General features: G+C 38.7%; 23 protein-coding genes and 1 riboswitch. Of the genes, 11 read left to right on the top strand and 12 right to left on the bottom strand.

The window, feature by feature from the left end:
* The first annotated feature begins 51 nt into the window (after positions 1-51).
* Complete coding sequence (locus AC2TFD_RS24700) at positions 52-1,725, top strand: DUF6044 family protein (RefSeq protein ID WP_484674127.1); 1,674 nt, start codon at positions 52-54, stop codon at positions 1,723-1,725.
* Between the two features lie 166 nt (positions 1,726-1,891).
* Complete coding sequence (locus tag AC2TFD_RS24695; protein WP_335511572.1) at positions 1,892-2,518, top strand: LysE family transporter; 627 nt, start codon at positions 1,892-1,894, stop codon at positions 2,516-2,518.
* Between the two features lie 47 nt (positions 2,519-2,565).
* On the opposite strand, the gene AC2TFD_RS24690 is transcribed toward AC2TFD_RS24695, so the two are convergent.
* Positions 2,566-3,924: an amino acid permease gene (locus tag AC2TFD_RS24690; RefSeq protein WP_335511574.1), complete on the bottom strand. Its 1,359-nt coding sequence runs from the start codon at positions 3,922-3,924 to the stop codon at positions 2,566-2,568.
* The gene (locus AC2TFD_RS24685) at positions 3,908-4,081 is read right to left on the bottom strand and encodes a hypothetical protein (protein ID WP_335511576.1); all 174 of its coding nucleotides are present in this window, start codon (positions 4,079-4,081) and stop codon (positions 3,908-3,910) included. Before AC2TFD_RS24685 ends, AC2TFD_RS24690 begins: the two co-directional genes overlap by 17 nt.
* Positions 4,082-4,305: 224 nt before the next feature.
* On the opposite strand from AC2TFD_RS24685, the gene AC2TFD_RS24680 reads away from it, so the two are divergent.
* On the top strand, positions 4,306-5,061 hold the full coding sequence (locus tag AC2TFD_RS24680; RefSeq protein WP_335511578.1) for a TraR/DksA C4-type zinc finger protein: 756 nt from the start codon (positions 4,306-4,308) through the stop codon (positions 5,059-5,061).
* A gap of 78 nt (positions 5,062-5,139) precedes the next feature.
* Here the strand turns inward: AC2TFD_RS24680 and AC2TFD_RS24675 are convergent, their stop codons facing one another.
* Positions 5,140-5,358: a YozQ family protein gene (locus tag AC2TFD_RS24675; protein WP_335568580.1), complete on the bottom strand. Its 219-nt coding sequence runs from the start codon at positions 5,356-5,358 to the stop codon at positions 5,140-5,142.
* Positions 5,359-5,454: 96 nt separating this feature from the next.
* Between AC2TFD_RS24675 and AC2TFD_RS24670 the strand changes: the two genes are divergently transcribed.
* The 8 genes from AC2TFD_RS24670 (at position 5,455) to AC2TFD_RS24635 (ending at position 11,737) form a co-directional block, all read left to right on the top strand.
* On the top strand, positions 5,455-5,595 hold the full coding sequence (locus AC2TFD_RS24670; protein ID WP_484674126.1) for a hypothetical protein: 141 nt from the start codon (positions 5,455-5,457) through the stop codon (positions 5,593-5,595).
* A 23-nt stretch (positions 5,596-5,618) separates the two neighbouring features.
* On the top strand, positions 5,619-6,503 hold the full coding sequence (locus AC2TFD_RS24665) for a cation diffusion facilitator family transporter (RefSeq protein ID WP_335568582.1): 885 nt from the start codon (positions 5,619-5,621) through the stop codon (positions 6,501-6,503).
* 210 nt (positions 6,504-6,713) lie between these two features.
* Positions 6,714-7,652 (top strand): magnesium transporter CorA family protein, encoded by a 939-nt coding sequence (locus AC2TFD_RS24660; protein WP_484674125.1) that lies wholly within the window; start codon positions 6,714-6,716, stop codon positions 7,650-7,652.
* A 129-nt stretch (positions 7,653-7,781) separates the two neighbouring features.
* Positions 7,782-8,243: a hypothetical protein gene (locus AC2TFD_RS24655; protein WP_335511588.1), complete on the top strand. Its 462-nt coding sequence runs from the start codon at positions 7,782-7,784 to the stop codon at positions 8,241-8,243.
* A gap of 173 nt (positions 8,244-8,416) precedes the next feature.
* On the top strand, positions 8,417-9,682 hold the full coding sequence (locus tag AC2TFD_RS24650) for a S8 family peptidase (protein ID WP_335511590.1): 1,266 nt from the start codon (positions 8,417-8,419) through the stop codon (positions 9,680-9,682).
* A 144-nt stretch (positions 9,683-9,826) separates the two neighbouring features.
* A complete protein-coding gene (locus AC2TFD_RS24645; RefSeq protein ID WP_335511592.1) occupies positions 9,827-11,050 on the top strand; it encodes a helix-turn-helix domain-containing protein in 1,224 nt (407 codons plus the stop codon).
* An 11-nt stretch (positions 11,051-11,061) separates the two neighbouring features.
* Positions 11,062-11,217 carry a hypothetical protein gene (locus tag AC2TFD_RS24640; RefSeq protein ID WP_335511594.1) on the top strand — a complete coding sequence of 52 codons (156 nt, stop codon included), beginning with the start codon at positions 11,062-11,064 and terminating at the stop codon, positions 11,215-11,217.
* Positions 11,218-11,326: 109 nt separating this feature from the next.
* Entirely contained in the window at positions 11,327-11,737 is a 411-nt protein-coding gene (locus AC2TFD_RS24635; RefSeq protein ID WP_484674124.1) for a cytosolic protein, read from the top strand.
* A gap of 37 nt (positions 11,738-11,774) precedes the next feature.
* Here AC2TFD_RS24635 and AC2TFD_RS24630 read toward each other — a convergent pair whose 3' ends face one another.
* From AC2TFD_RS24630 to AC2TFD_RS24590, 9 genes are all read right to left on the bottom strand, one after another.
* Positions 11,775-12,338 carry an FAD-dependent oxidoreductase gene (locus AC2TFD_RS24630; RefSeq protein WP_335511598.1) on the bottom strand — a complete coding sequence of 188 codons (564 nt, stop codon included), beginning with the start codon at positions 12,336-12,338 and terminating at the stop codon, positions 11,775-11,777.
* Between the two features lie 143 nt (positions 12,339-12,481).
* On the bottom strand, positions 12,482-13,693 hold the full coding sequence (locus tag AC2TFD_RS24625; protein ID WP_335511599.1) for an MFS transporter: 1,212 nt from the start codon (positions 13,691-13,693) through the stop codon (positions 12,482-12,484).
* 30 nt (positions 13,694-13,723) lie between these two features.
* Positions 13,724-14,137: a MarR family winged helix-turn-helix transcriptional regulator gene (locus tag AC2TFD_RS24620; RefSeq protein ID WP_335511601.1), complete on the bottom strand. Its 414-nt coding sequence runs from the start codon at positions 14,135-14,137 to the stop codon at positions 13,724-13,726.
* 799 nt (positions 14,138-14,936) lie between these two features.
* Positions 14,937-18,386 carry a methionine synthase gene (gene metH, locus AC2TFD_RS24615; RefSeq protein ID WP_335568587.1) on the bottom strand — a complete coding sequence of 1,150 codons (3,450 nt, stop codon included), beginning with the start codon at positions 18,384-18,386 and terminating at the stop codon, positions 14,937-14,939.
* Complete coding sequence (locus AC2TFD_RS24610) at positions 18,379-20,226, bottom strand: bifunctional homocysteine S-methyltransferase/methylenetetrahydrofolate reductase (protein ID WP_335568588.1); 1,848 nt, start codon at positions 20,224-20,226, stop codon at positions 18,379-18,381. Before AC2TFD_RS24610 ends, metH begins: the two co-directional genes overlap by 8 nt.
* Positions 20,227-20,228: 2 nt before the next feature.
* Positions 20,229-21,416: a cystathionine beta-lyase gene (gene metC / locus AC2TFD_RS24605; RefSeq protein ID WP_335568589.1), complete on the bottom strand. Its 1,188-nt coding sequence runs from the start codon at positions 21,414-21,416 to the stop codon at positions 20,229-20,231.
* The gene (locus tag AC2TFD_RS24600) at positions 21,416-22,528 is read right to left on the bottom strand and encodes a methionine biosynthesis PLP-dependent protein (RefSeq protein ID WP_335568590.1); all 1,113 of its coding nucleotides are present in this window, start codon (positions 22,526-22,528) and stop codon (positions 21,416-21,418) included. The genes metC and AC2TFD_RS24600 overlap by 1 nt, the downstream gene beginning before the upstream one ends.
* Positions 22,529-22,612: 84 nt before the next feature.
* A riboswitch (SAM riboswitch) is annotated at positions 22,613-22,727 on the bottom strand.
* 78 nt (positions 22,728-22,805) lie between these two features.
* Positions 22,806-23,510: a DUF421 domain-containing protein gene (locus AC2TFD_RS24595; protein WP_335568591.1), complete on the bottom strand. Its 705-nt coding sequence runs from the start codon at positions 23,508-23,510 to the stop codon at positions 22,806-22,808.
* 29 nt (positions 23,511-23,539) lie between these two features.
* Positions 23,540-24,595: a lactonase family protein gene (locus AC2TFD_RS24590; protein WP_484674123.1), complete on the bottom strand. Its 1,056-nt coding sequence runs from the start codon at positions 24,593-24,595 to the stop codon at positions 23,540-23,542.
* Between the last annotated feature and the right edge of the window lie 32 nt (positions 24,596-24,627).

Genomic DNA, 24,627 nt, shown 5'->3' with positions numbered 1-24,627 from the left:
TTTATTAAACGAAGCAAGTTATGGAAGAAGGTTCTTACGAGGTGTAAACAAGTGGTAAACGATACGAAAAAAAGTTCAAGACTAATTATTTTTGCCTTGCTTATTATTGCTTTATATCTTTCCCCACTCTTTATTCTTCAAGAAAATGCTCATATTCGTGTTCATGATAACTTGGACTCAAATTTGGCCTGGTATAAAGTTCTTGCCAGAAGCGGTAAAATGTTTGGAGATGTCAATGCGGTAATCCCCCAAATGATTAACGGGGTGCCTAGGAATACATTTGGAACAGAATTTAGTATTATCGTTTGGCTCTATGCGCTGTTTCCCACTATGATTGCTTATGGGATTAGTCAGGCAATCACGAGGGTTTCGGCCTTTATAGGAATGTATTTGCTATTAAAAAAGCATTTTCTGCCTAATGAAAAGTGGATTTTTTTACAAGTTGGTACAGCACTTGCCTTTGCTTTAACTCCCTTTTGGCCCTCTGGAATGCTTAGTACTCTTGGTATGCCGCTTGCATTATGGGCCTTCCTTAATATTCGCAATGGAGAAGGTACTAAGAAAGATTATCTTGTTCTTGCCCTGCTCCCTTTTTACGCTAGTATTGTATTAGGTTTTTTCTTTTTTTTAAGTGCAATGGGAATCTTTTGGCTTGTGGATGTGATCCGGGGTAAAGGGTGGAATCTTCGATTTTTATTTTCGATTGCTTTTATGACAATGATTTTTATGATAGTAGAATACCGTTTAGTTTATTCCTTTTTATTCTCAACAGAATTAAATAGCCGTGACGAATATTTTCACGCATACTTACCATTTTGGAGAGCGGTCCGGTTAACATTCAAAAATTATGTATTTGGTCATACACATGTGATGACTGTACACGGTCTATTTATTTTACCTATAACATTAATTGCTTTTTATTTTGTTTTCTCTAAAAAACAGTGGAAACAAGAAAAACTTTTCGTATTTTTATTCACATTAAATTTCTTCTTATCTCTTTGGTATGCTTTTTGGTTTTATAAGGGATGGTTACCTTTAACGAAAAAATTTCATTTTATGGATACCTTCAATTTTGCCCGGTTTCACTTTTTAAGACCGCTTGTCATCTATGCTAGTTTTGCACTGGCATTAAGAATACTTTGGCAGCAAGGGCTTAGCTGGGCGAGGACTGCCCAATGTTTTGCTATCCTGCAAATTCTTTTATTGTTCTTATTTAATGATGAAATTATCTATCAAAAGAAACCAACCGTAAGAGAATTTTACGCAGAGGAATTATTTTCAGAGATAAAAGAGCATATTGGACAAGACCCAGAAAACTACAGGGTGGCTAGTATTGGCATTCATCCTGCCGTCCCCCAGTATAATGGCTTTTACACATTAGATACCTATAATAACTTTTACCCCCTAACCTATAAGCACAGATTCAGGAAAATGATTGAATCTGAATTAGCGAAAAATAAAACCATTCGCAAATATTTCGATCATTGGGGTGGACGTTGTTATATTTTTACGGCCGAGCTGGGAAAAAAGTATATGATCAAGAAGGATTCTAAGAGGAAATTAAAAAACTTGGAATTAAATACTACTGTGTTTAAGGAAATGGGAGGACAGTTTATATTATCAGCTCTTCCCATTACCAATGCAGAGGAAATACACCTTACTCTTGATAAAGTTTTTGAATCGAAAAACTCTGTATGGAAAATTTACTTATACAAAACTATGTAAAACACCGGGGGTAAATACAGATGATTGAACTAGAGACCAATTAATACCTTAAAAGAGCCTTCCTTTTTAAAAGATGGCTCTTTTTTAATAAAAAAGTGGTACAAACCCTCTCACCTGAATAAAAATTGATAGACGGGCTTCAATTTCGATTCAGGGAGAGATTAGAATGAATGTATTTTTAAGTTATATTTTGTTGGGATTGTCGCTGGCTGCTCCTATAGGGCCTATTAATGCAGCGCAAATCGATAAGGGGATACGGCATGGCTTTATGCATTCATGGCTTATTGGAGTAGGTGCGGTTGCAGCAGATGGGGTTTATATGTTAATAGTCTATTTTGGGGTTGTACACTTCCTTGAAATCCCCTTCATGAAAACATTTTTATGGCTTTTCGGTTGTTTTGTTTTAATTTATACAGGAATAGAGACCATGCTCTCTGCAAATAAAGTGAAAGTTGGAGAGCAAAGGAAGGCAGAACCATTGATCAAATCATTTTTATCTGGTTTCTTTATGTCCATCTCTAATCCGTTGACCATATTATTCTGGCTTGGTATATATGGATCAGTACTGGCGAAGACAGCAGCCACGTATGAAACGGCACAGTTAGTCCTCTATAGCAGTGCTATCTTTATTGGATTGCTTATTTGGGATTTTACCATGGCAGGAATTTCGAGTAATTTCCGAAAGTATTTAACTTCAAAGCTGCTGATTGGGATATCACTCTTATCAGGTATATCGTTAATTGGTTTTGGAATTTACTTTGGCTTTCAAGCCTTTAACGTTTTATTTGGTTAATTGGATAATTAAAAGAGCCAGCAAATTATTCGCTGGCAATGGGTAGTTTAAGCAGTTGGCCAAGGGCTGAGTACCTTCCCTTTTTTCTTTTTCTTTTTCCATTTGAGGTTCATTATGAGGGTAATGCAGCCTATAATCCCAATGAATCCCAGGCTGATAAAGAAGCCGGGCCGGCTTGTTTTATGAAATAATGTTCCACTGACGGCAATGAGGATTAACAAAATACCGATTGAATATTTTATTTTATCCTTCGCAGTCACCTCTAATAATTTCCATGATGAGGCTAAGATAAAAATCCAGTTATATAGAAGCATTAGCCCCGCAGCGGTTGTAATATACTCATAAACATGTCCTGGCATTAACAAGGCAGAAACAATCGAGAGGGATATTCCTAATACAGTAATAAGCAACGTTGGAATAGGTACTTTTAGTTTCCCTTGTCTGCAGAAAATTCCAGGTGCATCCCCTTCTTCAGAGAGGGTAACAAGAATGCTTGTTACTGCAAAAAGGGAGGCAACCATGGTCGAAAAACCAGCAATAATTAACGCCCCATTAAATAGATGGGGGATAAATGTTAAATCGTAATTATCTAATGCATTAACAAACGGACTTTTCTCGCCATTGAACTTATTCCAAGGGACCATTAACACAGCCAGTCCAATAGAAATAATATAGATAACCATTAGCGTAAACAACATCACTTTACCAGCCTTTGGAGCCTCTTTAGGGTTTTTTAATTGTGTAGCCATTAAACCTAATATCTCAATCCCCCCAAAGGCATAAAAGGCAAAGATGACTCCAGACCACAAACCTAAAACACCATGCGGTATTAAATCCTTTTGGCTAGTTGGATATTGAATAGGTCTGTCTCCATCAATCACTCCAAAAATAGCCAATAGTGCAATGATAACAAACATTAAAATTGCTGCTATCTTTAATATGGCAAGAACATTTTCTAATTTATTTAAGACACTCACACCAATTAGGACGACAACAAGACCGAGAAGAGCATAGAAACCAGCAAATACCCATAATGGAACCTTAGGGAACCAAAATCGTGAAAAAATTGAAAGTGCAGTCATTTGACTTCCCATAATTAGTACCTCTGCCACCCAATAGACCCAGCCGCTGCTAAAGCCAGCCCATCTTCCAAAGGCTTTCTTTGCATAAGAACGAAAGCCGCCCTTAAGCGGATCCTGCACCGTCATCTTTGCAAGAGCATCAAAGACGAAATAGGTTCCGGCTGCTGCAAAGATAAAGGCGATTAAAATGGCAGGTCCAGTCATTTTGATGGCTATACTAGACCCCAAGAAAAAACCGGTCCCAATTGTACAGCCAATCCCAAACAACGAAAGCTGCCACCACTTCATATCATTACTTTCTTCTCCATTACTCGATTTTACCATTTATGTTTCTCCCTGTAGCTCCTACAGCTTTATCCGTGTTTTCTTGGTTGTTATATTCTGGATCATTTATTCCAGGTGGTTGATTGGAACCTCCTAGGTACGGGCTCTGATGTTCCTGTTGTTCCTTTTTGAATTTATTAAAATTTTGATTTACCATAGTTATCCCCTCTTTTCCTTTCAAGTGCCTTTCTATATGTTAAGATACGCCCACTCAAAAAACTTATTCAATCTGTTCATATGTGCAATTTAGGTTTTTGTTGGCATCCTTAAATTCATTACATAATCGGCGGCGAAATCAATGAAAATAAAAGGGTACTAAATAAAGTTGAAATCATTAAATGGGCGATATAGATAACCAATAAGCCTTGAAAGGGGTTTACGATGTTAACGACAGAGCAGCTTGCTGGTTTTCGGTTGCAATTACTAAAGGAAAAAGAGGAAATAGAAGAACGACTTGAACAAAATGATCATTATGGTTTTGATCGAGCACATTACCATGAATCGATGGGTGAATTATCGAGTTATGATAACCACCCAGCAGATGAGGCTACGGATTTATACGAACGTGAAAAAGATCTTGCACTAAATCAACACACAGACTTGCAGTTATTAAATATTAATAAAGCACTTGAAGCAATGGAAAATGGGACATATGGAAAGTGTGAAGTTTGCGGGCAGGAAATCTCTTATGAACGATTAGAAGCGTTGCCAAATACCACCTATTGTAAAGAACACAGTCCGGATCAAGTGGTTTCACATGATCGTCCGATTGAAGAGGGGGTATTAATGCCGCCGTTTGGGAAGTTTGATATGGATTCCAAGGATGAAAATGTTGCCTTCGATGCGGAGGACTCCTGGCAGACAGTGGCGCAATGGGGTACATCCGATACACCTTCTGATTTGGCATTCCCGCAGGAGCATTACAACGATGTTAGTAATGAGCCAGATGAAAATGAGGGGTATGTTGAGGACTTCGAAAATTTCGTTGGGAATGATATGTATGGTAACAATATTACAGTTTACCCAAATTCACAACATGAACGCTACGAAGAGCAACTGGATGAGGAAGGAATCATGACAAGCTTTGGTGACTTACCGGCATATGAACATGATCCATATGTAGACGACGATAAGTAAAAAGAAAACAGCTTTCGTTTGGAAAGCTGTTTTCTCTGATTTTACTTGTCCAGCTTCAGCCTAGGCGCTTACACCTTTCTATTCATTTCTGTATGGCTTTTGGGCTATTGGGAGATCCTTTGCGTTTAAATCGTCATCCGTTGTTGGATCTATAGTACCCTCCATATAGCTATCACTTGCCTGTTCATGTGTGGTCGATAGGCCAGTAGCGATAACGTCGTTCTTCTGATAATCACTTGTTTCGTAAATCCTTCCAGCGAGATCCGTACTGTTTTTAGCAGAATTTTTTTTATCCATGCTGTTGCACTCTCCTTTAATTTAATGGGTACAACCGTATTTTCTACTTATTATTAAAGGATTACTCATACAAAAAACTTAATGGAGCTGATGATGATGAATAAAGAAAATTATCCTACAAGGGAACAATTGGATGAAGCCTTTCACTTTTTACATGACGCGATAAACAGGATTTCAGTAGAAGAGGAAGAAGAGATGATGGTGAAGGAAACTGGAAATAATCAAATAAAGAAATAGATATTTTGAGGTGGAGAAGGCAGATGAGGGAATCCTTAGCAAAGAAAATTGCTTGGATAAGTGTTGTCAGTAATATCCTCTTAACAGTAGGGAAACTTTTCATAGGCTGGTATGGGAATAGTGACGCTGTTTTTGCAGATGGAATTCATTCTGCTGCAGATGTTTTTGCTTCAGTGATTGTCTTACTTGTCATAAAAATTGCCAATAAGCCGGCTGATCAAGAACACCCATATGGTCATGGAAAAGCAGAGGTCATTGTTTCCGGTATTGTGGGTATTTTACTATTTCTTGTTTCCATATATGTTATGTATGAAGGAATCGCTGGTTTCTTCCATGAAGTAGCAACACCCAGCCTTTTAGCGATGTGGGTAGCGATTATTTCATATGTTACAAAGATTATTTTGTACCGTTCATCATTAAAGGTGGCAAATGAGCATAATAGTAAGGCAATTGAAGCTATTGCCTTTGACCATAAGGCGGATATTGTGGCTTCAATTGCTGCAGCAATCGGAGTATTTCTATCCATCCTCGGTGAACGCTTTGATATTTTTATTTTGCATTACGGAGACAAAGCAGCAAGTATATTTGTAGCCTATTTAATTTTTAAAATCTCTAAGGAAATGTTAACAGAGGCTTTCGATATTTTACTTGAACGGAATATTGACGCTGCTACATTACAAGCATACATTACTATTGTAAATGAATTTCCGGAGGTTAAAAGAATTGATCGAATCAGGGCGAGGGAACTTGGTCATTATGTTGTAGTGGATTTACGAATATCTATTGACCACTTTAAGACAATTAAGGAGGGACATGATCTTGCCAAATTAATCAAGGGAAGAATGATGGAACAATACGATAACATAGAAGAGGTATTAATCCACTTAAACCCTTATTTTCCTGAATAAAAACTTGGATTGTACTTTTTTATATTTCGGTTTATGATAATGGAGTACTTTATGTTTAAGGAGTTGATATTTTTGAGTTATGCAATAGACCCGGACCCTAGCCATAGGCGCGGGGAAGTCAGTGTTATCTTTGAATTGGATTCTTCAGGAATATCAGCTCTTTTAAGGTAGTATGGCTTCCTCGAACAAAGTGAGTGAGGAGGTTTTATTATGTTGGAGATTTATAAAAGCACAGAAACAAAAGTACTTGAAAAGGTAGATACGATTTCAAAAGGCTGCTGGGTGAATATGTATGCCCCAACAGAGGAAGAAGTGAATCGAGTAGCGGATGAAGCAAACATCTACGTTGACTTTATAAAAGACGCACTTGATGATGAAGAACGCCCAAGGATTGAACGGGAAGATGGGCAAGTATACATCATCGTGGACTACCCATATATTACTCATGATGATGCAGGTTTCCCAATCTATGAGACCATTCCTATTGGGATTGTGCTAACAGATGAATGTATCATAACGGTATCCTTAAAGGATACTCCTATTTTAGAAGTTTTTAAGAATAATAAAATAAAAGAGTTTTTCACTTTTAAAAAGAATCGATTTGCTTTGCAAATTTTGGCTATTATTACATCTTATTACTTAAGATATCTGAAACAAATTAATAAAAAAACAAATGAAATCGAACGTGGACTTCATCAATCAATGAAAAACAAAGAATTGTATGCGTTACTTGCTTTAGAAAAGAGTCTTGTCTATTTCATGACCTCCCTTAAATCAAATAAAGTAGTTTTGGATAAAATTCTTCGGTTCAGTTATATCAAAATGTACGAGGAAGATAAGGATTTATTAGAAGATGTGATGATTGAAAAAATCCAGGCGATTGAAATGGCGGAGACGTACAGCTCGATTCTCAGCGGGATGATGGACGCATTTGCTTCGATTATTTCCAATAATGTAAATATCGTCATGAAATTTTTAACATCATTCACGATTATCTTATCCTTCCCAACGATTGTGTTTAGCTTTTATGGGATGAATGTAGATTTACCGCTGCAAAATAGTCACCATGCATTTTGGATTTCTATTATTGTTGCTACTATTTTATCCACGTTAACAGCACTAATTTTTTGGAAAAAGAAATATTTCTAGCTAAAAAATCCGTCATTTCATAGAGATGATGGATTTTTTATGCCCTTTTTTTAATAAAATGGACAGACATATAAGCAAGTTTTTATTACAGCTATACACTATACCAAAAGGATGAAAGGGGGGATGACGATGGGAGTTGTTTGTTTATGTGGCGTACGTGTAGGACTTGATGGAGTTGCAGCCGTACGTGAAAATCAAGAGGTAACATTTGTAGGTGAATCAGGAACTCGTAGAGGAACCTTAACATATACTGCTGATGTTTGCTCTCAGGATCTTGAATCATCATTTGTTACAATAACTTTTGATCAGACAAGTAGTGAAACGCCAGATAGAAGTTTCACTGAAACTTCAACATCGATTACTTCTGTTACCTGTAACCAAGAAGGGGTAAACTGTGTAATTACTGTAATGGGGACAATGAATGTTAATGGGGTTACTCGTACATTCACTGCTGTGTTCCGGGATAATAATAACCCAAATGCGATGGACGATGTTCAAAGTTTTGTTATTACAGGGTTCTTCAGTCAACAGGGTGCATCACCAGTGCCGGGAGGTTCAATTGTGAACCAAGGCTGTCAAGAAACTGTTTGATCATGAAATGTGAAAAAATAGGAGGCTCTGAAGGTAATCTTCAGGGTCATTTTTGATTTTTGAAAAAATTTCCCAACTTTTCTAGGTAAATTTTCATTTTTATATTCAGAAAATTGAGAATAAAATGGAAAAACAGGTACAAGCCTGAAGTTTAGAAGTAGGGGAGAATGTGGATGAAAAAGAGAAAAGTTGTAGGAGCGTCAATACTTAGCTTTGTCATGGGGGTATCCATGTTTGCAACAGGTGCCTTCGGTCAACAGCCAAACAGTCAGGGGGAGGCCATCCGAGTTATCATTCAAGGGCCGACCGTTGATAAGGAACAAGCAAAGAAGAACGTCGGGATTCGATGGGATTTTGGGTCAGATGGGTTTACTACAACGGTCAACGGCAAGCAATACCAAGCATTATTGAAAAACAAAAATTTAACGATTGAAAGAGTAGAGGAAGTACAGTTAGCACCAAACTCTGAAGCTGCGGCAAAGCCAGGCGGTTCAACAAAATCAGGCCCAAGCGATCAAACACCATGGGGAATTCAAGCCATATACAATGATTCTGCCATTCAAACCACTTCAGGAGGGAATGGAATAAAAGTTGCTGTACTTGATACGGGGGCAAATACAAATCATACTGATTTAACCAATCGGGTAGAGCAATGTAAGGATTTTACACAAAATAAGTCGCCGCTCATTAATGGAAGTTGTTCTGATGGCAATGGTCATGGTACACATGTTGCAGGTACTGTACTTGCTGACGGCGGCAGCAATGGACAAGGTATTTATGGGGTGGCACCAGAGGCTGGCCTTTGGGCATATAAAGTGCTAAACAACCGTGGATCTGGTTATTCAGATGATATTGCATCTGCAATTCGTACAGCAGCAGACGAGGCAGTGAGAACAGGATCAAAAGTAATTATTTCAATGTCGTTAGGGTCAAGCGCTAAAGATTCCCTGATTTCAAGTGCAGTTGATTATGCCTATGGTAAAGGGGTATTAGTGATAGCTGCAGCTGGAAATGATGGGCCTTCAAGCAATACAATCGGCTATCCTGGTGCATTAGTCAATGCTGTAGCCGTAGCTGCGCTAGAAGATGTTCAGCAAAACGGTACTTATCGTGTAGCTGACTTCTCTTCACGAGGCAATCCAGCAACGGATGGGGACTTTGTGATTCAAGAACGTGATGTAGAGGTTTCTGCACCTGGTAGAGCAATCGAGTCTACTTGGCATGATGGTTCTTATAACACAATTAGCGGGACTTCTATGGCTACACCGCATGTTTCTGGACTAGCTGCAAAGATTTGGGCAGCTAACATGAATATGACAAATATTCAGCTGCGGGCAGAGCTTCAAAATAGGGCTAAGCTATATGATATTAACGGTGGAACAGGTGCAGCCATTGGTGATGATTATGCTTCAGGCTTTGGTTTCCCAAGAGTAAAATAATAGACAAAGAGCCATCTGGTTTTAGCAGATGGCTTTTAGATTTTCAATTTTAATATTTTTGAAATAGTCTGAACAAATAGGTGGAAGAGGTGATAATATTGGTATAAAATAGGAGAAAGGAAGAGCTTCTAGGGGTGTGAGATGATGGAATTTGGACCATTAATAAAATTCTACAGGACACAAAAAGGGATCACACAAAAAGAACTTGCTGCTGGAATTTGCTCGATCCCTCATTTAAGTAAAATTGAAAATAACTCAAAGGATGCTAACGAAGAAACTATTTCCTTATTACTTGAAAGGTTGGAAGTCAGCTTTGAAGAAATGGAGGAAAAGGAAGAGTTAATTAAAATCTTATTAAAGGACTTTGCCGAGAAGATTAACTTTTATTTACGAGAAGAAATTGAGGGAATCTATCAAAAACTCCAGATAATGGAGCATGTAATCCCTTTTTCTGCACATATGTATACATACGAATTATATAAGTATCGTTATCTATTATTCAAGGGGTTACTTACAGAGGCAGAAGCACAACGAGATATATTACAGAAACAAAGAAAAAATTTTTCCCAACATGAGAGTTATTTATTTCGATATTATAATGCTGTATTCTTAATATTAAAAGGTCAGTATAAAAAAGCAGATGCGATCTTCGATGAATTATTTGTGGAAAACAACAATGAATCTGTAAATGGCGAATTTCTTTACCACTGGACATTGGTAAAAAGTTCACTGGATCAGCCTGGTCATGCTATCCACTTTGGTAGGCAGGCACTTCAAATCTTTATGAATCAACATAATTTCTATCGGATTCTCCATACGTTGATGGTCTTAGGTATTAACTATTCCCGTTCTTGTATTTACGAGGAAGCACAGGTCTGTTTTAACCATTTGATACGGAATGCTGAACTGCTTAAGGAAGAAGGAATGCTTCCACAAATCTATCATAATATGGGCTACTTACAGGATAGAATGAACAACGTGAAGGATGCGTTAATGTATTATGAAAAAAGTCTATCTTTACAGCCTATAAAAAACCAGGATTACTGTATAACTTTATATGCAGTTGGCGTAATTTATTATAATTTAAATATAACAGAAAAGGCAAAGGAATGTTTTTTTCTTGTCAAATCTCTTGCCAATGAGATTATGGGTGTGAAAAAACAAATACTTCTGTCTAATTTTTATCTCATTTATATGGAATCACCTGATAGAGCAATGAAATTCTTAGAAGTTAAGGTAATTCCTTATTTAGAAAGTGCCAGAGAACATATGGACGATTTAAGCCGATATTATAAACTGCTATCAGAGCATTACAATCAAAATGGAAAGCACATGGAAGCATTAAATTATCTATCAAAAATTTTTTGAGGAGGAAGAAAATGAAAAAGTCTATTATATTATTTTTGTCACTCTCTTTACTGATTCTTTTATCACCTGCTACAAAGAATGCAGGTAGTTCAGCCTCTTCATATGAACTTGCTGCGAAGAGTATTAATGATAAATATGTTGACCCTATTCATCCTCCTGTTGGATAATAAAAAAATCCTTTTAGACACTTCTATTTGTCTGAAAGGATTTTTTTTAAATTAATATTTAAAATTAGGGAAAAGTAATACATATGTATTTAACAAGGAGGCAATTTTTATGAAATCATTTGTTGTTGGTTTTCATCAAGAGGATAATGTCGATTCTATGCAGATTCAAAAGTTAAGTCAAGAGGATTTTGAAAAGGCGACAGAAGGGGGAACAAGGCATTTATTTGATTTAGACACGAACATTGGCTTCTTTGTCTTTTTTGACGCGGAGGATGGTGATGGAGATGTTTCCTATATGGTGCTGCAATACGAGGACCCAACGGGGGAAGACGGAAGTGAAGACCCTGTTGGCTGCTATTCCTTCCAATTGAAGGATTTCTATGAGTTCACTGCCTTATATCTAAATGATCTTGAATTTAATGAGGAGGTAAGTGAAGAGGAAGAAGACTATGGACCGATTCACCATCTTGCCCATCTTCTTTACCATATCGTGGAAGAGGGAAAACATCTAGAGGTTTAACGACAAAAATCCCCAAAATGGGGATTTTTTCATTCAATTAAGCTTTTAAAACATCATGGTCAACATAACGTTCGCCATTCAATTCGCTTACCACATTAAAAGCAACCTTCGCACCGTCACCAGCTGTGATGATGGTATGTACACTTACGCCAGCAACTGTTCCTGCAGCCCAAACGCCATCTACATTTGTTTTTCCTTGTGCATTTACATCAATAATCGTTTTTACTCTAGGCTCTGTACCTGGCTTGGTAGTTAGACCAGATTTTTCAGCAACATCTACAAGGAATCCAGTAGCAACAATAACATGCTTTGCTTCATGTTCACCGTTATCTGTTTCTACCTTTAAGCCGCCTTCAACTTTACTAATGTTCGTAACTGCAGCTTGAATAATTTCGCCGCCAAATTTAGTGACTTGCTTCTTTCCGATTTCTATAAGGTCGGGACCAGAGATTTCTAACACGCCATAATGGTTTTCCACCCATGCACGCTTGGTAGCGCTCTTATCATTATCAATAACCAATGTTTTTTTACCAGCTTTAGCAGTAATTAAAGCAGCACTTGCTCCTGCTGGTCCAGCACCAATCACTATAACATCAAACATGTAAAAACCTCCATTCGAATAATTAATACAATAAAAGTGTACCTTAATAAAAAAGAAAAGTAAAAATCACTGCTCAAGGAAAAGCGGAGGCGCCCTAAAGTGCTTATGATAAAAAAGAACCATCGTTTGATGGTTCTTGAAGGTTATTGCTCTTTTACTTGTAAGGCTTGCTGGCTTTTTAATTTTGTTGATGTTGGCTTTCTGACTTGAAGGAAGTAGTACAGAATGGCTCCGATTAAGACGTAGAAGGAACACATTAGATATAAAGAACTAAAGTCCATTTTTGCTGCGATTAAACCAACCAAGAAGGAGCCTAGTGCAATACCAATATCATAGATTGATAGAAAAGTAGCTGTAGCTAACCCGCGTTTTCTTGGTGCAGCATTTTGAATAGCAATTGTTTGGAAGGTAGGAAAAAGTGTTCCCCAGCCCAAGCCAATCATACCAGCTGAAACAAGAAAGGTAGTGGCACTACCGCTTTGACTTAATACAAACATTCCAAATGCAAATAGAACAATGGACGGAAAAACAATCACGTTAGGGCCGTATTGATCCAGCCATTTTCCTGTGAACGGTCTAGACATTAATAAGATGATCGCATAAACAACAAAGAAAAGACTCGATACTTCGGTTAGATTTATTTCATTTGCATAGACAGATACGAAGGAAAGCAGGGCAGAATACACAATGGCTAAGAAACCGCCGACTATAGCAATTGATACCGCGGATGGTTCAATAAGACTTTTCAATGAGAAGGCAGGAAGTACGACCTTTTGATCTGGTACCTCTGGCTTCGCCAACTTCACGGTTAGACCGGTAATTAGTGCACCAATGGCTACGATAACAGACAGGATGAACATGGTTTCCGAACCCCATTGTTGGATCGATGTCAATCCCACGAATGGCCCCAATACCATTGCCATGTTTGTCGACATAACAAAGTATCCCATTCCTTCCCCTCTGCGTGAACTCGGAATAAGGTCCGCTACAATGGCTCCCACTGCGGTTGTTGCCATACCAAAGCCAATCCCGTGTAATAATCGAATTACTAGGAAACCTGTAACAGTTGTAGGGAAAAAATATAGAAGAGAAGAGACAGCAAATATCAAAAGTGCCGTTACTAAAACTTTTCGATTGCTTGTTCGCTCAAGCCATTGTCCAGCTAGCGGGCGGGATACAATAGCAGAAAGCAAGAATATAGTTGTCATTAATCCTGCTTGTGAGGCATTACTATCAAATTCCTGCAATGCAAAAATCGGCAGAGTTACGAGTAATATATAAAAGGTTAAAAATAAGAAAAAGTTACTCAAGGAAATATTAATAAAATCTTTTGTCCATAATTTAGGTTTGTTCATATGATCACTCCTTATTTTCCAAATGCAGTTTTACAATAGCTCTTTTAACCATAGACCTTGAAGTCTTGCTAATTCTTGTTGTGAGCTTTGCGGGAAATTTGTTAATAATGCCTGGTTGCACTCCGATACAGCATTCTCCCACTTTGGAAATTCTTTAATTGCATCCTCGGTTAATTGAATATACTTTTCTCGTTTGTCCTCACCAGGAATCTGTCTGACATATCCTTGTTTAACCAGCCGCTGAATCGTACGTGTCATAGGAGGGGCTTCAACAAATAGATATTCACACAGCTCTTTTTGAGTGATTGAGCCTTTTGTATGTAGTACGTAAATGACTGACCATTGGGAACTATATAATCCTAAGGGTTTTAGCGCTTCATTTAGTTGTTTGGTCAGTTGTCTAGAAAGTTGATGAAGAGTATGAAATAATGCGTGGTGCGTCAAATAACTTCACTCCAATAATAATATATGCATATTAGTTACCTGGGTAAGTAATATGATTACCTAGGTAACTATATAAGGTCCTGATTGAAATGTCAAGGAAAGTTCACTTGTAATGGAGTTGGAGTTGGGGGATTAACTCAATTTAACAAATGGCTGTTTTGGCATTGATTGTTGGTTTATAAAAAATTTTATTAGCATTACTAAAGAGGTGCTGATTCGGGCACAACTTTTTTTGAAAACTGTTTGAATGCTACCATAGAGATTTGTCGCTAATCAAGGGGGCTTGAGGACAAATCCGTGGGGAGTCAGAAAGATTTGTCTTTAATCAAGGGTCTTGAGGACAAATCACGTGAGCAGTCAGAAAGATTTGTCCTTAATCGAGTGTATTGAGGACAAATCGCTTAAGCAGTCAGGAGGATTTGTCCTTAATTAAGTGTCTTGAGGACAAATCGCGTGAGCAGTCAGAAAGATTTGTCCTTAATCGAGTGTATTGAGGATAAATCGCTTAAGCAGTCAGAAGGATTTGTTCTTAATTAAGTGTATTGAGGACAAATCGCGTGAGTAGTCAGAAAGATTTGTCCTTAATCAAGGGTCTTGAGGACTAATCGCAAGAGCAGTGCAGTAGGATTTGTCCTTAATCAAGGTTCTTGAGGACAAATCACGTGAGCAGTCAGAAAGATTTGTCCTTAATTAAGGGTCTCGAGGATAAATCGCGCCCACGCCACTTCATTCAGAAACAGTTACCTATGTACTCACCAAACCATCAAAAAAATCCGCGGAACTTAATCCGCGGATTTTTTTATCGTAATACATTAAAGTATCTTGCCTCAGGATGAGCAAATACCATAGCAGAAACAGAAGCTTCTGGTTCCATCATGCAGCCATCTGTTAATTCAATTCCAATTTCCTCTGGATGAATTAACGAAAATAACTTCTTCTGATCTTCTAAATCTGGACATGCTGGATAACCAAATGAGAAGCGCTGTCCTTGATATTTTGCGGTAAAGCGATCTTGCATGGTAAACGTCAGCGGGTCAGGGAATCCCCAACGGTCACGCATTTGACGATGGATTAATTCAGCGAAGCCTTCTGCTGTTTCAAGTGCTAAGGATTGCAGAGCGTGACTCTCAAGAAAACGGCCTTCTGCCTTTAACTGGTCCGCTTTAGCACGGATTCCTCTTCCAGCTGTAACGGTAAAGAATCCTACATAATCCTTCTCGCCACTGTCCACAGACTTTAAAAAGTCTGCTAAACATAAATGTGGTGCAGATTCCTGGCGAGGGAAATCAAATGTTTCAATAACGGTATTCGTATCTTCTGGATCATAAATATAAATTTTATTTCCATCAGATTGAGCAGGGAAGAATTGATAGACAGCAGCTGGGAGTATCCAATTTCCTTGTTTTGCATCTGCTAGTAACCCATCAACTACTCCTTTTACTTTTAACGCTTTTTCATCCTTTTGGGCAATGAGATTTGCAATTTTCCCTTTTACACCTAAGTGGTGACCGATTAACATTTGCATATTGATATACGGCTCAATATGGGCAAGGGAATACGTTTTAAGAACATGTTTCTTTGTATCCATTGGTGTGAAAACAGGTACTTCTGTAGAAACACTAGGTCTCGGCTTAACAGCAGTTGAGACGGCCGAACGGCCAATAAACTCACGCGGCTGATCCAGCGCGGCTAGCTTTTCTTGTTTTTCAGCCATAAGCTTTTCTTGCTCTCCTGGTGATTGAAGCTGATTGGCAAGTGATAAACCATTCATGGCATCCTTTGCATATAGAACGAGCCCTTCATATTCCTTTGCAATTTTGGTATCGGTGAACTTTCTAGAAAGTGCAGCGCCACCTACCATGATAGGTGTTGAAATTCCCGCTTCTTTCATATCCTGTGCGGTTAAAACCATTTGCTGTGCTGATTTCACCAATAAACCTGATAAGCCAACGATGTCCGGTTTTTCCTTTTGAATGGCTTGCACGAGTTCTGTTGGTGATACCTTAATCCCTAAATCAAGGACATCATAACCATTATTGCTAAGAATAATATCTACAAGGTTTTTTCCAATATCATGGACATCACCTTTTACAGTTGCTAGGATGACCTTTCCTTTGGAAGCAGAGACATCACCTTTTTCCATAAATTCTTCCAAGTAAGAGACAGAAGCCTTCATGACTTCAGCACTTTGAAGTACTTCCGCAACGATGAGCTGATTGTCGTTGAACAAACGTCCTACCTCTTTCATACCTTCCATTAGCGGTCCATTAATAATATCAAGCGGTGCAGGATAATTTTCAAGTGCTATCGCCAAGTCAGGTAATAACCCTTCTTTTGTACCTTCTATAACGTAGTATGAGAGTCTTTCTTCCAAACTCATGTCTGGTAATGTACTCTTTGTCTCTTTCTTTTTACCGCGATAAAATTCGGTAAAAGTAGCTAATGTTTCATCAGTTGTATTAAATAGAAGTTCTTCTGCTAATGAAACTTCTTCCTTGGATATCGAAGCAAATCGTTCTAGTTTTTCAGTGTTAACAATCGCATAATCAAGTCCTGCTAGTGTACAGTGATATAAGAAGACGGAATTTAGGACTTCTCTGCCCACAGGCGGAAGACCAAAGGATACATTGCTAATTCCTAAAATGGTTTGGGTTTTAGGCATGTGTTCTTTAATTAGTTTAATTCCTTCTACTGTTGCTTTGGCAGAGCCAATATACTGCTCATCTCCGGTACCGACAGGGAAAACGAGAGGGTCAAAAATAAGATCCTGTGGCTTTAGACCATATTTGTTCACAAGAAGGTCATGAGAACGCTTGGCAATCTCTAGTTTCTTTTCTGCTGTTACCCCCATACCTTTTTCATCAATCGTACCAACAACGACAGCAGCACCGTATTTATGAATAAGTGGAACGACTGCCTCAAATCTTTCTTCGCCGTCTTCAAGATTAATCGAATTTATAATGACTTTACCTTGAGAGTACTTGAGTGCTTGTTCAATCACTTTTTCATCTGTTGAATCAATCACCAGTGGTACTTTTATTTTCTTAACCACTTCCGGGATAAAATTCTTCATATCGCTCAACTCATCACGATCAGGGTCTGCTAAACAAATATCAATGACATGTGCACCGCCCTTAACCTGGGCACGGGCAATCTCTGCGGCTTCTTCAATTTTCCCTTCATTAATAAGGCGCTTGAATTTACGAGATCCAATAACGTTGGTACGCTCCCCAACCATAATTGGCCTTAGTGTTGGATCATCATAAACAAATGGTTCAATACCTGAAACCATATGGTGATCAGCAGGCTGTGCGCTTCGAGGTGAGAACTTTTTCATTTCTTCTGAAATTGCCCGAATATGATCCGGTGTTGTACCACAGCAGCCGCCTACAATGTTTAACCAGCCATGGGCAGCAAAATCAGCCAGCTTTTTTGCTAATGTTTCAGGAGTTTCATGATAATGTCCTTCTTCATCAGGCAGACCAGCATTTGGATAACAGATAATCGCTTTTGGCGAAAGATTGGAAAGGGAACGAATATGCTCTTGCATAAATTCCGGACCCGTAGCACAATTTAGTCCAACTGCAACTGGATTCATATGCTCTAGAGAAATATAAAAGGATTCAATCGACTGTCCTGCCAGGGTAGTACCCATTGGTTCAATCGTGCCAGAAATAATCAGCGGAAGCTTTTTACCAGTTTTACTAAAGGCATTTTGTATACCAATAAAACCAGCCTTAACATTCAACATATCCTGGCTTGTTTCAAGTAGAAGAAGATCGACACCACCGTCAATCAGTCCGATTGCTTGTTCCTCATAAGAATCAGCAAGTGCATCAAAAGTGGTTCCACCCGTAACACTTAATGTCTTAGTAGTCGGTCCCATTGAACCTGCAACATATCGCGGCCAATCAGCTGTAGAAATCTTCTCAGCTTCCTTTTTCGCAATTTGCGCAGCAATTTTATTTAATTCATAAGCTTTAAAACCGAGATTATACTCGTCAAGAACAATACTTGTTGCCCCAAAGGTATTCGTTTCAATAATATCGGCTCCAGCTTCCAAATATTCACGATGAATTTTTGCGATAACAGAAGGCGCTGTGATGTTGAGATTCTCGTTACAGCCTTCAAATTGTTCACCGCCGAAGTCCTCTGCCGTTAAATCTTCCTGCTGAAGCATGGTACCCATGGCACCATCCATCACAAGGATTCGTTTTTTTAGTTGTTCACTTAATGTAGCTTTAGACATAGATGTTCCCCCTAACTTGAGTTGCACGCTGTCTTGCATATGTCGCTAATTCAGTTGTTAGTTCGTATCGTAAGAATGGTGTGATTAAATAAATTCCATTGAATAGGTCGAGTGCTGCGTCAATTAATGACTTCGTAATTGCTATTCCCTCACGTGCAGCTTGTAATGGCTGGTCATTCAAGGCGGCCATTCTGTCTCGTATCGATTGAGCAATTTTAATTCCAGGTACCTCATTATGAAGGAATTCCGCATTTCTGCTGCCCGTTAAAGGCATTAAACCAATGTAAATAGGTGCTTTCAGGTGTTTTGTATGTTCATAGGCTTCGATTAATTTTTCCTCAGAGAAAACAGGCTGTGAAATGAAATAATCGGCACCGTATTCAATTTTTTTCTCTAGACGTTTCACTGCTTTTTCAACTGAACGGACATTTGGATTAAAGGCACCCGCAATGCTAAAGGCTGTTTTTTGTCCTAAGTCTTTTCCAGAAAACGATAAGCCTTCGTTTAATTGTTTAATCATTTGTATCAGTTCGAAAGATGATACATCGTAAACAGAGGATGCACCAGGGAAGTCCCCCACTCGGGCAGGGTCACCGGTGATGGCAAGTACGTCATGCATTCCAAGGGTATGAAGCCCTAATAAGTGAGATTGCAAACCAATAATATTGCGGTCTCTGCAGGCAATATGGATGAGCGGCCGCATTCCTAATTCTTGTTTTACCAGATAACCTAAAGTTTCATTGGAAATCCTCACCTGAGCTAACGAGTTATCTGCCATCGTAATCGCATCGATTCCTGCTTCTTTCAACGCCTTTGCGCCTTCAAAAAATTTGCTAGTATCCAGCTTTCTTGGAGTATCTAATTCTACGATAACGGAAGGACGTTCCTTCACGATTTCCTCAAGAGGCTGGAGATCTCTTTTTGCTGAACTTTGTTCTACGATAATCCTCTTCGTTTTTACTTTCACTACTTTTTCAGTGGCAGGCGCACTATTTTTTAACTCTGACGCAAATGCCTGGATATGCGCAGGAGTTGTTCCGCAGCAGCCGCCAATTAATCGTACTCCTTGTTGACGGAAGCTTTGTGCAGATTTCTTAAAATAATCTGAGTCCCCTTCATAAAGGAATTTACCATCTGTATAAGTTGGCAGACTCGCATTCGGATAGGCAGAAAGGAAAGCATTTTCTGGCAGCTCAATCTGCTCAAGTGTTTTCAGCATATGATGAGGTCCAAGCCGGCAATTCAATCCGATAACATCGGCACCGAGGTTTTCCAGACGAGTAAACGCCTCATTAATCGGTGTTTTGTCTTGCAGTACGTCGGGCTCTTGAAGTGAGACTTGGGCAATGATTGGGAGCTTTGTTTCCTTTCGAGCAATCGTAAGGACGGTTTCAAGTTCCTCAAGATCATAAAAGGTTTCCAAGAGGATCCCATCCACACCCTCTAGTAATAGGCAATATAATTGTTCACGAAAACTGCGTTTTAACTCTTCAATGGATAAGGCACTAGGCTTAATACCGCGGTTTCCGCCAACTGTACCTAGTACAAATGCATTTTCTCCTACAGCCAATTTTGCATTCTTGACAGCTGCACTATTGATGGCTTTGACCGAGTCTTCAAGGCCATAACGTTGTAGTTTTAGATAATTCGCTGCATACGTGTTTGTTTGGATCACGTCGGCACCGGCATCTAAATAGGCTTTATGGATTTCCTGAATTTTTTCCGGATAAGAGAGGTTTAACTCTTCGAAACAGCTGTCCTTTCCAAATGAATAAAGAAGGGTGCCCATGGCACCGTCACCTATTAAAATTTGATTTTTTAATTTATCTAATAAGGTCATTATTAATCTCCTTGTTGCAAGGCCAATAGTTTTTGGTTTACCTGTTCTAACGCTTGTGAGAAATCCTTTATAAGATCTTCCGGATTTTCCAAGCCAACGGATAACCGAATCAGGCTATTTTTAATTCCTCGTTTTTCTCTTTCCTCTTGCGACATTGCAGCATGTGACATTTTCGCAGGGTAGGAAAGAATGGATTCAACTGCTCCAAGGCTTACTGCAAATACAGGTATTTTTACGTTGGAAAGAAAGACTTGAAGTGCTTGTTCATCCATAAATTCAAAGGATAAAACCGCCCCTGGACCGCCCGCTTGACTCTTTTGCAGGGTGTACTGAGGATGATTTTCCAGACCAGGATAATAAACTTTTTCAATTAAAGGGTGAGTCTCTAAAAATTCTGCTAGTTTGATAGCTGATTTTTGTGATTGCTCAAGTCTGACATGGAGCGTTTTGATTCCTCTAAGAACCAGCCATGCATCCTGAACTCCTAGTATAGCACCAAAGGAATTTTGTAAAGAATACAGTTTCTTACCCAATTCCTCATCTTTTACTACCGCAAGACCTGCAACCACATCACTATGACCGGATAAAAACTTCGTTGCACTGTGAAGAACTACATCTGCCCCAAGCTCTAAAGGTCTTTGGTACTCAGGGGTTAAGAACGTGTTATCTACATAGGTAATTGCATTTATCTCTTTTGCTATAGCTGTAATGGCTGCAATATCTGTAACCTTTAATAAGGGATTTGATGGTGTTTCAACATAAAATGCTTTGGTGTTAGGCTTGATTGCATTTTTTACTTGATTAAGATCTGTCATATCGACAAATGTATGTTCAATCCCGAATCGAGTTAGTACCTGGGTGACCATTCGATAGGTACCGCCATACACATCATCGGTAATGACAATATGATCTCCAGCAGACAGAAGGAGGAAGGCTGTCGAAATAGCCGCCATTCCTGATGAGAAAGCAAAGCCTCTTGTTCCGCCCTCTAATTCCGCGATTACAACCTCTAGCGCTTCTCGTGTTGGATTTCCACTTCTAGCGTAGTCGTATTTTCCGTAATTATCTAAATCAAATTGATGGAATGTAGACGCATGTTGGATTGGCACACTGACTGCCCCAGTGGCTGGGTCAACTTTATGCTGATTATGAAGGAGCTTTGTTTCAAAACTATAATTTTCAGAACTCATTATCCAATCACTCCTTCTTTTAATTTTGCTAATGCCTGTTCAAGATCTTGAATGATGTCTGTTGGATCTTCAAGACCCACTGAAAATCTTAATAGTCGATTACAGACACCTGATTGAATTCGAACTTCTAATGGAATATCCGCATGAGTTTGTGTTGCTGGATACGTAATAAAGCTTTCTGTGCCGCCAAGGCTTTCTGCAAATGTAATGAGAGAAAGACTTTGAAGGAATGGATTCACCCAAGCTTCATCTTGTAAGCGGAAGGAAACCATTCCTCCTTTCCCTGGATACAGCACATCTGTAATACCATCATGGGTTGAGAGGTATTCAACAATGGCCTTCGCATTGCTTTCATGTCGTTGCATTCTTAGTGATAAAGTTTTCATTCCGCGCATTACCAGCCAGGAATCAAAAGGACTAAGGACTCCGCCCGCTCCATTATGATGAAAAGCCAATGCCTCACAAATTTCTTTTCCTTTCGCAACAATCAGACCTGCAAGGACATCATTATGGCCGCCTAAGTATTTAGTCGCACTATGAATGACAATATCAGCACCAAGCAAGATTGGCTGTTGAAGAAGCGGTGTATAGAATGTGTTATCAACAATCAGAATAATTCCGTGCTTTTTTGCTATTTTTGAAACAGCAGCAATGTCAGACTGCTGCATGAGTGGGTTCGTGGGTGTTTCAAGAAAGATCGCTTTTGTTTGCGGGGTAATCTTTCTCTCAATTTCTTCTGGACTACATGTATTAACATATTGCGTCTGGAGTCCCCATTTTTTAAAGCCTTGTTCTAATAAACGATAAGTACCTCCGTATAAATCTTCACTCACAATCCATTCGTCCCCAGACTCGAAAAGTGAGAGAATAGTAAATATCGCTGCCATTCCCGAACTGCATGCAAAGCCTTGGTCTGCACCTTCAAGGTTGGCAATCGCCTTTTCAAGCAGCTGACGAGTAGGATTACCCGTACGTGAGTAATCAAATCCGCTTGATTGCCCAATCCCTTCATGGCGGTAGGCTGTTGAGAAATAAACGGGAGGATTAACCGTTCCTGTTGCAGTTTCACTGCGATTTCCTAATTGCGCAAGCTTTGTATCAATTTTATACATAGTCAACCACTCCTATAAATGAATAATAAAAAAAGCCTTCTTATAAGAAGAAGACTTTTGGATGCATATTTGCATAGGTCATTCTTCTTATCTCACAAGTTACAAATAACTTGATGGACTTAGCACCTTTTCAATGAAAAAAACATTGAAGGTTGCTGAGACTTCATAGGGCCATTCCCTCAGCCTCTCTTGATAAGAAAGTATAGTATAATATTTTGACTTTTTATAAAATTTACTACACTAAAGCAGAAGTGTCAATTAATATTTTCAGTAATAGCTATTTGTATAAAAAAACCTTTAAGATATTATTTCGGTCGATGGTTGCCAGCAAGACATTGGTAAGGTTAGTTTGGTGCTGATTTTTCAGAGTGGAAATAAGCCAATCCTCTTTCCTGTTGATTTGTGCCAATTCCTGAAAATTAATCCTGCCTTCTTTAACAATCGTTTTAGGTAAATCAAAGGGTTCGGTATCCAAGTTATAGGTTGATGGAGTAATGGCCTCATATTTTGGATCCAAAAACACAGAAACTTTTCCATCAGCTTCCCACAATGCTAATGCAACTTTTTTAACATCCTCTACTTTTTTTTCCCTTAATTCTTCTAATAATATATCAATTGAAATTCTCGCTTTATTCAACCCATTGGAAATAATCTCTCCATCTTTAATAAGTGTAATGGGTGGAGGAGTAATTAAGTTTCTAATTCGCGGCCATTTTAACATAGAATACACACTGCCAATGTACAGAACTACCAATACCACTGTTGTCGTAATAGAACCTTTTAGTCCATGATGTGGATCAGACAATGGGTGGGCAATAATGTTTCCGATTAAAAGTGCCATAGCGAAATCAATTAATCTTAATTTTGCAATCGAACGCTGTCCCATCGCTTTTGCAACAATAATTAAAAAGAAATAGGCAACAATTGCACGTAAAATCCACTGTATTGTCGTTAAGGATTCCTGACTATGAATGAAATCCACCGAAGACACATCCTTTATTTAAGTTAAGTTTAATTTCCTAAAAACTTAACACAAACCGGGTATGGCACTGTAATATCTGATTGAAGCAGAGTTAATTTTCCAGTATTTTCATCTCTTGCAAACAGCACTAAATTACTGGATTCTTGATTTGAAGCAACAATATATTTACCGCTCGGGTCAATTTCGAAATCCCTTGGCCAATCTCCTTCAGTGGAAGTGTGTTCTAAGAAACTTAGTTCGCCTGTTTCTTCAACATGAAAGACAGCAATACTATTGTGACCACGATTTCCTGCATAAACGAAGCGTCCGTCCGCCGAAATATGAATAGCACTTCCTTGATTATTTTCATTAAAGTCTTCGGGAAGAGTAGAAATATATTGTACTTCTGTAAAATGACCATTTTCCGGATGATAGCGTAAAACAATTACCTCTGAACTAAATTCAGTCATTAGATACGCAAGTATTCCATTTGGATGAAAAGTTAGGTGACGAGGTCCACTACCAGCCTTCAATGGAAGAAGATGTGCTTTTGTAAGCTTTCCATCTGTTGCCACTTCATATGTGGTAAGAGAATCAGTCCCTAAATCCACTGCAGCTAGATACTTTTCATCAGGGGTTAACCCGGCATAATGCACATGTGGCTTTTCCTGTCTTGGGTCGGGTCCAGACCCTTCATGCTGCATTATAGAAGCAGCTGGCTGTATCGAACCATCTTCAGGATTAAGCAAAAATGATTCAACTGTTCCTTTATGATAATTTGCACTGAATACAAACTGCTGATTACTATCAATACTTACATGACAAGGAGAAGAACCCTCTGATAATTGACGATTAATAGGCATAAGATCTCCGTCTTCACTTATCGAATAAGCAGCAAGACCGCCAGCTGGACCATCTTTAACTACAGAATATAAATGTTTTTTATCATGGGACAAGGATAGATATGTCGGATTTTCAAGGGCTGCTACAGCCTGAATATCTGTAATTCTTCCTTCAGCACTATTTAATGTGAAACGATAGATTCCCTTACTGTCTCCTTTTGTATATGTACCGATATACCCTTGCTGTAAATTAGTTGTTGTCATCTTAAAATCTCCTTCTATTTTTGGTATTCTTT

Source organism: Neobacillus sp. plas4, assembly GCF_057221695.1.
This window is presented reverse-complemented; position numbering and strand designations above follow the sequence as displayed.